This window comes from Zobellella aerophila (assembly GCF_039539325.1).
Classification (GTDB): Bacteria; Pseudomonadota; Gammaproteobacteria; order Enterobacterales; family Aeromonadaceae; genus Oceanimonas; species Oceanimonas aerophila.
On sequence record NZ_BAABCX010000005.1, the window covers coordinates 163,519 to 175,171 of the forward strand.

The 11,653-nt window shown below is 57.4% G+C and carries 13 protein-coding genes and 1 rRNA gene; 2 read left to right on the forward strand and 12 right to left on the reverse strand.

Going from position 1 to position 11,653, the window contains the following annotated elements; all coding sequences use genetic code 11:
- Positions 1-22: 22 nt before the first annotated feature.
- Together rho and trxA are read right to left on the reverse strand one after the other, a co-directional pair.
- A complete protein-coding gene (rho, locus tag ABD806_RS15590; protein ID WP_344959705.1) occupies positions 23-1,288 on the reverse strand; it encodes a transcription termination factor Rho in 1,266 nt (421 codons plus the stop codon).
- Between the two features lie 194 nt (positions 1,289-1,482).
- Positions 1,483-1,809, reverse strand: coding sequence for a thioredoxin TrxA (gene trxA / locus ABD806_RS15595; RefSeq protein ID WP_344959707.1), 327 nt, complete (start codon positions 1,807-1,809; stop codon positions 1,483-1,485).
- 114 nt (positions 1,810-1,923) lie between these two features.
- On the opposite strand from trxA, the gene rhlB reads away from it, so the two are divergent.
- On the forward strand, positions 1,924-3,231 hold the full coding sequence (gene rhlB, locus ABD806_RS15600) for an ATP-dependent RNA helicase RhlB (RefSeq protein ID WP_344959709.1): 1,308 nt from the start codon (positions 1,924-1,926) through the stop codon (positions 3,229-3,231).
- A gap of 5 nt (positions 3,232-3,236) precedes the next feature.
- On the forward strand, positions 3,237-4,730 hold the full coding sequence (gene gppA, locus ABD806_RS15605; protein ID WP_344959711.1) for a guanosine-5'-triphosphate,3'-diphosphate diphosphatase: 1,494 nt from the start codon (positions 3,237-3,239) through the stop codon (positions 4,728-4,730).
- Positions 4,731-4,754: 24 nt separating this feature from the next.
- Here gppA and hemB read toward each other — a convergent pair whose 3' ends face one another.
- The 10 genes from hemB to rrf all read right to left on the reverse strand — a co-directional run.
- Positions 4,755-5,771: a porphobilinogen synthase gene (hemB, locus tag ABD806_RS15610; RefSeq protein WP_344959713.1), complete on the reverse strand. Its 1,017-nt coding sequence runs from the start codon at positions 5,769-5,771 to the stop codon at positions 4,755-4,757.
- 8 nt (positions 5,772-5,779) lie between these two features.
- Positions 5,780-6,559 carry a TatD family hydrolase gene (locus ABD806_RS15615; RefSeq protein WP_344959715.1) on the reverse strand — a complete coding sequence of 260 codons (780 nt, stop codon included), beginning with the start codon at positions 6,557-6,559 and terminating at the stop codon, positions 5,780-5,782.
- Entirely contained in the window at positions 6,556-7,305 is a 750-nt protein-coding gene (gene tatC, locus ABD806_RS15620; protein WP_344959717.1) for a twin-arginine translocase subunit TatC, read from the reverse strand. Before tatC ends, ABD806_RS15615 begins: the two co-directional genes overlap by 4 nt.
- A complete protein-coding gene (tatB, locus tag ABD806_RS15625) occupies positions 7,306-7,668 on the reverse strand; it encodes a Sec-independent protein translocase protein TatB (protein ID WP_344959718.1) in 363 nt (120 codons plus the stop codon). It lies immediately after the preceding gene.
- Between the two features lie 2 nt (positions 7,669-7,670).
- Positions 7,671-7,925, reverse strand: coding sequence for a Sec-independent protein translocase subunit TatA (gene tatA, locus ABD806_RS15630; RefSeq protein WP_344959719.1), 255 nt, complete (start codon positions 7,923-7,925; stop codon positions 7,671-7,673).
- An 81-nt stretch (positions 7,926-8,006) separates the two neighbouring features.
- Positions 8,007-9,647 (reverse strand): ubiquinone biosynthesis regulatory protein kinase UbiB, encoded by a 1,641-nt coding sequence (gene ubiB, locus ABD806_RS15635; protein ID WP_344959720.1) that lies wholly within the window; start codon positions 9,645-9,647, stop codon positions 8,007-8,009.
- Entirely contained in the window at positions 9,647-10,264 is a 618-nt protein-coding gene (locus ABD806_RS15640; RefSeq protein ID WP_344959721.1) for a ubiquinone biosynthesis accessory factor UbiJ, read from the reverse strand. The genes ubiB and ABD806_RS15640 overlap by 1 nt, the downstream gene beginning before the upstream one ends.
- Complete coding sequence (ubiE, locus tag ABD806_RS15645) at positions 10,264-11,016, reverse strand: bifunctional demethylmenaquinone methyltransferase/2-methoxy-6-polyprenyl-1,4-benzoquinol methylase UbiE (RefSeq protein ID WP_344959722.1); 753 nt, start codon at positions 11,014-11,016, stop codon at positions 10,264-10,266. Before ubiE ends, ABD806_RS15640 begins: the two co-directional genes overlap by 1 nt.
- A gap of 56 nt (positions 11,017-11,072) precedes the next feature.
- Positions 11,073-11,459: a fluoride efflux transporter CrcB gene (crcB, locus tag ABD806_RS15650; RefSeq protein ID WP_344959723.1), complete on the reverse strand. Its 387-nt coding sequence runs from the start codon at positions 11,457-11,459 to the stop codon at positions 11,073-11,075.
- A gap of 114 nt (positions 11,460-11,573) precedes the next feature.
- Positions 11,574-11,653 (reverse strand): 5S ribosomal RNA (rrf, locus tag ABD806_RS18040); the annotation flags it as partial.

The window sequence follows — 11,653 nt, forward strand, 5'->3', positions numbered from 1 at the left end:
GGTTTTTTTCAATTACTGACGATTACTTCTGCTGCCGCTTCATGGCGTCGAAAAACTCGTCATTGGTCTTGCTCATCGCCAGCTTGTCGATCAGGAACTCGATGCCGTCGATCTCACCCATGGGATGCACTATCTTGCGCAGTATCCACATTTTCTGCAGCTCGTCCGGGGTGGTAAGCAGCTCTTCCCGGCGGGTGCCGGAACGGGGGATATCGATGGCCGGATATACCCGCTTCTCGGCAATCTTGCGCGACAGGTGCAGTTCCATGTTGCCGGTGCCCTTGAACTCCTCGTAGATGACGTCATCCATCTTGGAGCCGGTTTCCACCAGGGCGGTGGCGATAATGCTCAGGCTGCCGCCCTCCTCTACATTACGGGCCGCGCCGAAGAAGCGCTTGGGCCTGTGCAGGGCATTGGCATCCACACCACCGGTCAGCACCTTGCCGGAAGACGGCACTACCGTGTTGTAGGCGCGGGCGAGACGGGTGATGGAGTCGAGCAGGATCACCACATCTTTCTTGTGTTCGACCAGGCGCTTGGCCTTTTCGATCACCATATCGGCGACCTGTACGTGACGGGCGGCCGGTTCGTCGAAGGTGGAGGCGATAACTTCGCCTTTAACCATGCGTTGCATCTCGGTCACTTCTTCGGGACGCTCGTCGATCAACAGCACGATCAGCACGCACTCGGGGTGGTTGTAGGTGATGCTCTGGGCGATGTTCTGCAACAGCATGGTCTTACCGGCCTTGGGCGGCGCCACGATCAGGCCACGCTGGCCCTTGCCGATGGGCGAGGCCAGATCCAGCACCCGAGCGGTAATATCTTCGGTAGAGCCATTGCCCCGTTCCATCTTCATCCGCTCGTTGGCGTGCAACGGCGTCAGGTTTTCGAACAGTATCTTGTTACGGGAGTTTTCCGGCCGGTCGTAATTCACCTCGCTGATTTTCAGCAGGGCAAAGTAACGCTCGCCTTCTTTCGGCGGTCGGATCTTGCCGGAAATGGTATCGCCGGTACGCAGGTTGAAACGGCGGATCTGGCTGGGAGAAACATAGATATCGTCGGGACCGGCCAGATAAGAAGAGTCGCCGCTGCGCAAAAAGCCGAAGCCGTCCTGCAGAATTTCCAGCACGCCATCGCCGAAGATATCTTCACCACTTTTGGCATGGGCTTTGAGGATAGCAAAGATGATGTCTTGCTTACGCAGACGGGCAAGGTTTTCCAGGCCCATGTTCTCCCCAAGCTTTATCAGCTCAGATACGGGGGTATTCTTGAGTTCAGTAAGATTCATAGTGGTGAGTTTCTATCAACCAGGATGTTAAACGGACAGAAAAATCTGCTGGATTGATTCTTGAAATAGATTCTTGAATTAGGAGAGCCCTAAGGCACAAACAGGCTAGCAAACGACCAATAAGCTAGCACCAAAAGAGAGGAGCGTCTAGCAAAAATAAGCACAAGGGGTGCTTTGCGCACCCCTTGCTTGTATTACAGATTCGCGTCCAGAAACTCTTTCAGCTGGGTCTTGGACAGAGCGCCAACCTTGGTGGCCGCCACTTCGCCGTTTTTGAACAGCAACAGGGTGGGGATGCCACGGATACCGAATTTGGGCGGAGTGTCTGCGTTCAGGTCGATATTCAGCTTGGCCACGGTGACCTTGCCTTGGTACTCATTGGCAACTTCGTCCAGGATAGGGGCGATCATTTTGCAAGGACCACACCATTCAGCCCAGAAATCCACCAAAACCGGACCATCTGCTTTGACTACATCAGCGTCGAAGCTGGCATCGGTCAGCTGAACAATTTTGTCACTCATCTCCAACTCCAGTCAGTAGTTTGACCCCGGACACAAAACACCAGGGCAATTTAGTTGCCCTATTTCAAATGATCCTGTTTATTATTGCAAGCCTAACCTGATATTCTGACCGCTATGAGCAAAACACACCTAACCGACGTAAAATTTGCCCAGCTTGACTTGGACCCGCGCGTTCAGGCCGGACTGGAGGCAAAAGGATTTCATCACTGCACGCCTATCCAGGCGCTTGCGCTCCCTCATCTACTCGCGGGCAAGGACATTGCCGGACAGGCCCAAACCGGGACCGGTAAAACCATCGCCTTCCTCGCCGCCACCTTTAACCACCTGTTGCTTACACCTGCACCCGAACAACGCCAGAGCAATCAGCCCAGGGCCATCATCATGGCGCCGACCCGGGAGCTGGCGGTGCAGATCTATAATGATGCCGACACCCTCAGCGCCAGCACGGGCCTGAAACTGGGCCTGGCCTACGGTGGCGAAGGCTACGAAAAGCAGGTACAGGTACTGGAAGCCGGGGTGGATATCTTGATCGGCACCACGGGCCGCATCATCGATTTCTTCAAACAGAAGGTATTCAGCCTGGACTCGATTCAGGTGGTGGTGCTGGATGAAGCGGATCGCATGTTCGATCTGGGCTTTATCAAGGACATCCGCTTCCTGTTCCGCCGCATGCCGAGTGCCGAACACCGCCAGAATATGCTGTTTTCCGCCACCCTGTCGTTGCGGGTACAAGAGCTGGCCTACGAGCATATGAACAGCCCGGAGCATGTACAGATAGAGCCGGAGCGCAAGACCGGCATCCGCATCCAGGAAGAACTGTTCTATCCGTCGCAAGAAGACAAGATGCTGCTGTTGCTGACCTTGATGGAAGAAGAATGGCCCGATAAGGCCATCGTCTTCGCCAACACCAAGCACAGTTGTGAAGAAGTCTACGCCTGGCTGCACCACGACAAGCACAGGGTCGGCCTGTTGACCGGCGATGTTCCCCAAAAGAAACGGCTGAAGATCCTGGAAGACTTCACCCAGGGAGCATTGGATATACTGGTAGCCACAGATGTCGCGGCTCGCGGCCTGCATATCCCCGACGTCACCCATGTCTTTAACTATGACCTGCCCGACGACGCGGAAGATTATGTACACCGTATCGGCCGGACCGGTCGTGCCGGTGCCAGCGGTCATTCCATCAGCTTCGCCTGCGAGGAATATGTGTTCAACCTGCCGGCCGTCGAAGCCTACATTGAACACGAAATCCCGGTCAGTAAGTATGACAGCAAGGCGCTGCTGGATGATGTCACCCCGCCCAAGCGCATTCATCACCACAGGGCGACGATGAACCGCGGCTCCCGCGAGCGGCAGGGCCAAGCTGGCGCGCCCCGTCGCGGCAACAGCAACCGTCGCCGTCGTCCGCAAAACCGAGGTTAACCAAGGTGCATACCCCCGCCCTGTATGCGGCCATCGATCTGGGCTCGAACAGCTTTCACATGCTGGTGGTGCAGGAGGTGGCGGGGGCCTGCCGTACCCTGGCCAAGGTCAAACGCAAGGTGCGTCTGGCCGCCGGCCTGAACTCGGATGGCTGCCTGGACCAGGCGGCCATGGAACGGGGCTGGGACTGCCTGCAACTGTTCGCAGAGCAGCTACAGGACGTGCCGACGGCTAATATCCGTATCGTCGGTACCGCCACCCTGCGCCTGGCCACCAATATCGATGTCTTTCTCGCACGGGCGCAGGCCATACTGGGTCATCCCATCCAGATTATTTCCGGCGAAGAAGAAGCCGGCACCATCTATGAAGGTGTCGCCTGGACCTCGTCCGGCCTGGGCAAGCGACTGGTGATCGACATCGGCGGCGCCAGCACCGAGCTGATTATCGGCCAGGGTGCCTGCCCTCAGCTGCTGAACAGCCTGCATATGGGTTGTGTCACCTGGTTGAATCGGCATTTTGCCGATGGCAAGCTCAACGAGCACAACTTTAGCCAGTCGATCAGCGCCGCCCAGCGGGAACTGGCTCCGGTCGCCGCCGCCTACCTCAAGCTGGGCTGGCAGAGCTGTATCGGAGCCTCCGGCACCGTGCAGGCTATTCAGGAAATCATGATCGGCCAGGGGGAGAATGAGCGTATTACCCTGGGCAAGCTGCAGCGCCTGAAACAACAGGCCATCGCCTGCGGCAGCCTGGAACGGCTCCGGTTGCCCGGTTTACAGCCCGAGCGCGTCCCGGTATTCCCCCCCGGGCTGGCCATTCTCATCGCCCTGTTTGATACCCTGGCCATCGACTCCATGGTGCTGGCCGGCGGCGCCCTGCGGGAAGGCCTGATCTATGGCATGTTAGGCAAACGCCAGGAGTGCGATGCCCAGGAACGCACCGCCGACAGCCTGATCGCCCGTTACCAACTGGATCGGGAGCAGGCGGAAAGGGTCAGAGACACGGCGCTGCGGGCGCTGAGCCAGGTCGAGCAATCGCTGGCACTGAATGCGGTGGTCGCCAATCCCATACTCCGTTGGGCAGCCATGCTCTACGAGCTGGGCTTGTGCATCGAGTATAAACAAGCGCCGGCCCATGCCGCCTATATTATCAGCCACATAGACCTGCCCGGTTTTACCCATGCCCAAAAGCAGCTGCTGGCGGCCCTACTGCTCAACCAGCGGGATGAGTTCAAACTGGAGCCGCTGCGGCAACAGAACGCCCTGGGCTTTGAACAGGCGATGCAGCTGGCCCGCCTGCTGCGGCTGGCGATTATCCTCTGCCTGCGCCGCACCCGCGGCACAGTGCCCACATTTCAGCTCATCGCCGAAGGCAAGACGCTGACCCTCACGCTGCCCGCCAGCTGGAGTCGGCATCACCACCTGCGGGCCAGCGAGCTGGCTCAGGAAGCCCGTCGCCAGACCGAACTGGGCTGGCCGCTGATTATCCGGGAACAACAATAAAACAAGGCGCCGCGCGCCTTGTTTTTACTTCTGGTCTTCGTTCAGCCAAATGGCGACCTGCTTGGCAAAATAGGTAAGGATGCCGTCGGCCCCGGCGCGCTTGAAGCACAACAGCGACTCCATCACTGTTTCCCGCTCTTTCAGCCAGCCATTCTGAATGGCCGCCATATGCATGGCGTATTCACCACTCACCTGATAGGCGAAGGTTGGTACCCCGAACTGCTCCTTGACCCGGCGCACCACATCCAGATAGGGCATGCCCGGCTTGACCATGACGCTGTCGGCCCCTTCCTGGATATCCAGCGCCACCTCCTGCAGGGCCTCGTCGCCGTTGGCCGGGTCCATCTGATAGGTCGCCTTGTTGCCGCCTTTCAGGTTTCCGGCGGAGCCGACCGCATCCCGGAACGGGCCGTAATAGTTGGAGGCATACTTGGCGGAATACGCCATGATCTGGGTATTGATATAGCCCGCCTCTTCCAGCGCCTGGCGAATGGCGCCGATACGGCCATCCATCATATCCGACGGCGCCACTATGTCGGCACCCGCCTGCGCATGGCTGATGGCCTGCTTGACCAGCACTGCTGTGGTGATGTCGTTCAGCACATAGCCCTGTTCATCGATGATGCCGTCCTGGCCGTGAGTGGTAAAGGGATCCAGTGCCACATCTGTCATCACTCCCAGTTCGGGGAAGCTTTCTTTCAGGGCACGCACCGCCTCCTGAGCCAGGCCGTCCGGATTATAGGCTTCTTCCGCCAGCAGGGACTTCTGCTCGGGCGAGACCACCGGGAACAGGGCAATCAGCGGTACCCCCAGCTTGACCAGCTGGGCGGCTTCTTCCAGCAACAGATCGATCGACAGCCGCTCGACCCCCGGCATGGACGGTACCGCCTCGCGACGCTGGTTGCCCGGCAGCACGAACACCGGATAGATCAGATCGTCGACGGTCAGCTTGTTCTCCCGAACAAGGCGACGACTAAAGTCATGCCTGCGCAGACGGCGCAGACGACGTCCGGGAAAACCACCAAATACTTGCTGGGTCATTATTCCTCCTAAAGTCCAAAAAAGGCGCGGCTGGTCGCGGTCATCGCGGCGATCAGGGCATCGGCTTGCTCACCACGGCAAGCGGCCACCCGCCGGGCGATATGGCCCAGATAGGCCGGCTCATTACGCCGCGAGGACGGCTTGGGTGAGAGATCACGGGGGATCAGGTACGGGCTGTCGGTTTCGATCATCAGGCGGTCGGCGGGGATCCGGCCGACCAGCCGCTGCAAGTCCTGGCCGCGGCGCTCATCGCAAACCCAACCGGTAATGCCGATGTGCAGATCCAACGCCAGGCAGTCATCCAGCTCGGCCTGGCTACCGGTAAAGCAGTGCAGTACGGCGGCCGGCAACTTGCCGCGCCAGGGAGACAGGATCTCGAGGAAGCGGGAGTGGGCATCGCGGCAATGCATAAACACCGGCATATCGAGCTCGGCGGCCAGGGCCAGCTGGGCCTCAAACACCGCGTCCTGCTGCTGCCTCGGGGAAAAGTCCCGGTTGTAGTCCAGGCCGCACTCACCGATGGCCACCACCTGGGGCAGCCTGGCCAGGGCGGTCAGCTCCGCCAGGCTGTGCTCGTCAAACAGTTTGGCATCATGGGGATGGATACCGGCGGTGGCATAGCAGAAACCCGCCTGGCCGGCCGCCAGCTCGGCCACCGCCCGGCTCTCGGTCAGATTGGTGCCGGTCAGCACCAGGGCTTCCAGCCCGGCGTTCCTGGCACGGTCCAATACCGCATCCCTGTCCTTATCGAACTGGCTGCTGGTCAGGTTGACGCCGATATCGATCATGGCTCCTGGTCCTGCTGTTCTTCGGCACCGTCCTTGCGCACATAAAAGCGGGCAAAAAACACCCCCACTTCAAACAGCAGCCACATGGGAATCGCCAGCAGGGTCTGGGAAATCACATCCGGTGGTGTCAGCAGCATACCGACGATAAACACCACCACGATGACATAGGGGCGTTTGGCGGATAGATCCTTAGGGCTAGTCACCCCGGTCCAGCACAGCAGTATGGTGGCGATGGGGATTTCAAAGGCGATGCCAAAGGCCACGAACAGCCCCAGCACAAAATCCAGGTAGCTGGCGATATCGGTGGCGATGGTGACCCCTTCCGGCGCCATCTTGGTGAAAAAGCCGAAGGCCAGCGGAAACACCACGAAATACGCGAACGCGGCCCCCGCATAAAACAACAGGGCACTGGAAAATACCAGGGGGGCGATCAGCCGTTTCTCATGCTTATACAGGCCCGGGGCAATAAAGGCCCACACCTGATACAAGACATAGGGAATAGCAAAGAAAAATGAAACGATCAGCGTCAGCTTGAGCGGGGTAAGGAAAGGAGTCGCCACCCCGGTGGCGATCATGCTGGCCCCCTCCGGCAACTGACTCAGCAGGGGCTCGGCCAATATGGTATAGATGTTGTTGGCGAAATACACCAAGGTCAGAAACACCGCCAGGATGGCGGCAAATGCACGTAATAGGCGACTTCTCAGCTCGACGAGATGGCTGATCAGGGGTTGCTGTGCTTGACTCATTTAGGACTTATCCTGAGGCTCGATCGGTGCTGTTGCGGACGGGCTGATTTTTTGTTCGCCACCGGCGGATTTTTCGTATGGACGATTGACCGACTCGGCAGCGTCTTTGAGTTTATCGATGGACTCCTGAAGCTCGGGGCTGAGATCTTTCATCCCCAACTGCTCGGCTTTTTTCAGATCCCGATGCAGCTCTTCCATCTTTAGTTCCTGGGCAAGTTCGGTTTTAACTGCGTTGGCGGTATCGCGCACCGTTTTAAACAAACGAGAAACCGTTCTGATGGCAACGGGCAGGCGCTCGGGCCCAAGCACCAGCAACCCGATCACGGCAATCACGATCAGCTCCCAAAAACCGATATCGAACATGATTACACCTGGTCTTTATCTTTGGCTTTATCCTGCTCTTTCTGATTCAGCGACTCGCCCTGCTCTTTTTTATCGGCTAATTTTTGCTGGTCAAAATCCGCATCTTTCTTGCCCTGGTCCTCATCGGACATCGCCTTCTTGAAGCCCTTTACCGCCGAACCCAGATCGGCTCCCATTCCCCTCAGCTTCTTGGTACCGAACAGCAGTACCACGATCAGGACGACGATAAGCAATTGCCAAATACTGATTCCACCCATAACAACTTCATCCTATATAGAAAATGAACGATAAAGATACATTAACTCAACTGCCGACAACCGGCCCCGAGCCAGATAAAGCTAGCGTGCGCTGACCCGGCTCCATCCCAGCAACCATACTACCAAAGTGATCCCCAAACCAGTCACCGCCCAGGAGGTTTCCTCCATTCCCAGCAGCAACACGCTGCCCAGCAGCAGGCTCGCGCCCATCACCAGCAAGAAGTTGCCCTGTCCCTGGCTCTTGTGATGCCGGGAATACTGCTCGTACAGCCTCTGTAACTGGCGATTATGTAGCTTCGCCTGACGCAGGGAGTCATAGACCAGCTCCGGCAGATCCGGCAGCTTCTCCGCCCAGAAGGGGGCATTCTCCCGCACCGCATTGATCACCGCCTTATAACCCACCTGTTGCTGCATCCAATCTTCCAGAAACGGCTTGGCGGTTTTCCACAGATCCAGCTGGGGATACAACTGCCGGCCGACCCCCTCCACATAGAGCAGCGTCTTCTGCAGCAACACCAGTTGCGGCTGCACCGCCATATTGAAGCGCCGGGCGGTATTGAACAGATTGAGCAATACATGGCCGAAGGAGATTTCCGACAATGGCTTCTCAAAGATCGGCTCCAGCACGGTGCGGATCGCCGACTCGAATTCCTCCACCTTGGTATCCGCCGGTACCCAGCCCGACTCCACATGCAGCTCGGCCACCTTGCGATAGTCCCGGTTGAAGAAGGCCAGGAAGTTTTCCGCCAGATAACGTTTATCATCCCGATTCAGGGTGCCGACGATACCGCAGTCGATACCAATCCACTGGGGATCCTGGGGATGCTCATAGGAAACAAAGATGTTGCCCGGGTGCATATCCGCATGGAAAAAACTGTCGCGAAACACCTGGGTGAAGAACACCTCAACCCCCCGCTCCGCCAGCAGCTTCATGTCCGTGCCGTTGGCCTCCAGCGCCTCGATATCCGACACCGGGATACCATATATTCGCTCCATTACCAGGACATTTTCATGACAGTAGCTGGGATAGATCTCCGGTACATAGAGGGTGCGTGACCCTTCGAAGTTCCGTCTGAGCTGAATGGCATTGGCCGCTTCCCGCAACAGATTCAGCTCATCGAACAGGGTCTTGCGGTACTCCTCGACCACTTCCACCGGCCGCAACCGGCTGCTGCGCTCGGGCACCAGCCGGGCAATCAGGCTGGCCATGGAATGCATCAGGCTGACATCCGCCGTGATCACCCGCTCGATATCCGGGCGGATCACCTTGATGACGATTTCCTGGCCAGTCTTGAGGCGGGCGGTATGCACCTGGGCAATGGAGGCGGACGCCAGCGGCACTTCGTCAAACTGATCGAACAGCGTCTCTATCTTGGCATGCAGGCTGGTTTCTATCTGCTTGCGAGCCAGGCGCCCATCAAACGAAGGTACCCTGTCCTGCAACAGGGCCAGCTCTTCGGCAATATCCGGCGGCAACAGATCCCGGCGGGTCGACAGCATCTGGCCAAACTTGATAAACACCGGGCCCAGCGACTCCAGCGCCAGCCGGATACGTTTCCCACGGGATAGCTCGGGATGCTGATTTTTCAGCCAGAAGATACCTTTACGGGCCCAGCGGGCAGGCCACACTTGTAAACGGGCCGGTATCAGTTCATCCAGGCCGTAAGTGAAGATGGTTTTGCCGATCTTGTAGAGCCGCAGCAGCTCCCGCAGCTTTCTCATTAATGATCTACCTTATCTGTCAGTGCCGCCAGGCGGCCCTGCAGACGTAACAGTTGTTTATCCAGCTCAGCCACCTGATCACAAAAGTCGGCCAGCTCCAGAGGGCCCACCGCCAGCCTAGCTTCTTCTAGCACATAGTCACCGAGATGCCGGCGCGCCGCCGCCAACCGGTTGCGCACCCCGGTAGACAGCTCCCGTCCGTGGCGACACAGCAAGTGGGCCACCACATCGCCGGTATAGCCGGCCAGGAGAGCCTCCATATCGAGCTGCGGATCCTTGAGCAAGGCCGAGAAGTCCTGCCAGAGTTGGGGATCGCCTTCCAGATCGATGCGCCCTTCGCGGATATATTGCATCAGTAATCCCTTGTCCTTGAGCAGGCCTAGGGCGTCGAGCGACAGGGTGAGATGGCTGTCGGGCTGACCTTCGTAACTCTGCATGACATCCAGCCTGTCCTTGCTGAACAGCAGGTAACAGGAACTCAGACCGGTAACGGTTAATTGCAGTACCTTGCCCGCCAACGGCTGGACTTTTTTCAGCCGGTCGGGAGCCAGGTGCAGAAAACGGTTGAAGCCGGCCTCCAGGCTCCCGGTCACCACGGGTATCAGCAGGCTGGCCATCAGAACTTAAATCCGCGATGCAGCGCCACTATGCCATCGGTCAGGTTGAAGTATTCGGTCTGCTCGAAACCGACCTCTTCCATCATCGCCTTGAGGGTTTCCTGATCCGGATGCATACGGATGGACTCTGCCAGGTATTGATAGCTGTCGCTGTCGTTGGCGACCAGAGAGCCCATCCTCGGCAGTATATTGAAGGAGTAGAAATCATAGAGCTTGCTCATCACCTCATGCTGGGGTTTGGAAAACTCCAGTACCAGCAGCCGCCCACCGGGCTTCAGCACCCGAAACATGGAAGCCAGCGCCTGATCCTTGTTAGTCACATTACGCAGGCCGAAGGCGATGGTTATCACATCGAAGTAGTTATCGGGGAATGGCAGGTGCTCGGCATTGGCCTGAACATAAGCGATATTGTTGCCCAGGCCCTTGTTGCGCAGTTTATCCCGACCGACCTTGAGCATAGAGTCATTAATATCGGCCAGTACCACCTGTCCGCTATCACCCACGATACGAGAAAACTTGGCGGTCAGATCACCGGTGCCGCCAGCCAGATCCAGTACCTTCTGGCCCTTGCGGATACCGGAGCAGTCGATGGTGAAGCGTTTCCATAACCGGTGAATACCAAACGACATCAGATCATTCATCACATCGTATTTGGCCGCTACCGAGTGGAATACACTGGCAACCATCTGCTCCTTTTGCTCGGCATCCACTGTTTTATAGCCAAAGTGGGTCGCTTTTTGCTGCTCTGACATGCCTTACCACACCTGAAAAATGAAAGGGCTAGTGTACTGCAAATCACCAGACGGAGCTAACGGGAAGCCAGCATGTTATTGGTGAGCTGCATAGCTAAATAGGCAAGCATGATACAACAAATCACATTAAGAGAAACATTCAGGAAGGCCTTGATCAGGTTGCCTTGCTCCAGTAGCAGTACCGTATCCATGGAAAAAGAAGAAAAAGTGGTCAGGGCACCCAACATGCCGACCATCACAAAGGGACGCCAGGAGTGAGGGTTGACGATGCTGTGCTGCACCAGTACAAACATCACCCCCATCAGCAGTGAGCCGGTCAGATTGACCGTAAGCGTGCCATACGGAAATCCACGCCCCAGCAGCCGGGCCATCAGCTCGGTCACACTAAAACGTAAAATGGCCCCCATGGCCCCCCCCATTCCAATAAATAGCAGGGTTTTCATAGTATTTGCCTGACGAGAAGAAAGAGAAGAGCCGCTATTGTAGGCAGATAAGCATCAAAAAGGTACCAAACGCAAAAAAGCCCTTCACATCGGTGAAGGGCTTTTCAATTGGGTGCCTGGCAGTGACCTACTTTCACATGGCAGCTGCCACACTATCATCGGCGCGGGTGCGTTTCACTTCTGAGTTCGGCATG

Coding starts and splice junctions, on each gene's coding strand:
- rho (WP_344959705.1), bottom strand. CDS start 1,288: ATGAATCTTACTGAACTCAAGAATACCCCCGTATCTGAGCTGATAAAG.
- ubiE (WP_344959722.1), bottom strand. CDS start 11,016: ATGTCAGAGCAGCAAAAAGCGACCCACTTTGGCTATAAAACAGTGGAT.
- ABD806_RS15615 (WP_344959715.1), bottom strand. CDS start 6,559: ATGATCGATATCGGCGTCAACCTGACCAGCAGCCAGTTCGATAAGGAC.
- hemB (WP_344959713.1), bottom strand. CDS start 5,771: ATGACCCAGCAAGTATTTGGTGGTTTTCCCGGACGTCGTCTGCGCCGT.
- ABD806_RS15640 (WP_344959721.1), bottom strand. CDS start 10,264: ATGGCCAGCCTGCTGATACCCGTGGTGACCGGGAGCCTGGAGGCCGGC.
- crcB (WP_344959723.1), bottom strand. CDS start 11,459: ATGAAAACCCTGCTATTTATTGGAATGGGGGGGGCCATGGGGGCCATT.
- tatB (WP_344959718.1), bottom strand. CDS start 7,668: ATGTTCGATATCGGTTTTTGGGAGCTGATCGTGATTGCCGTGATCGGG.
- trxA (WP_344959707.1), bottom strand. CDS start 1,809: ATGAGTGACAAAATTGTTCAGCTGACCGATGCCAGCTTCGACGCTGAT.
- rhlB (WP_344959709.1), top strand. CDS start 1,924: ATGAGCAAAACACACCTAACCGACGTAAAATTTGCCCAGCTTGACTTG.
- tatA (WP_344959719.1), bottom strand. CDS start 7,925: ATGGGTGGAATCAGTATTTGGCAATTGCTTATCGTCGTCCTGATCGTG.
- tatC (WP_344959717.1), bottom strand. CDS start 7,305: ATGAGTCAAGCACAGCAACCCCTGATCAGCCATCTCGTCGAGCTGAGA.
- ubiB (WP_344959720.1), bottom strand. CDS start 9,647: ATGAGAAAGCTGCGGGAGCTGCTGCGGCTCTACAAGATCGGCAAAACC.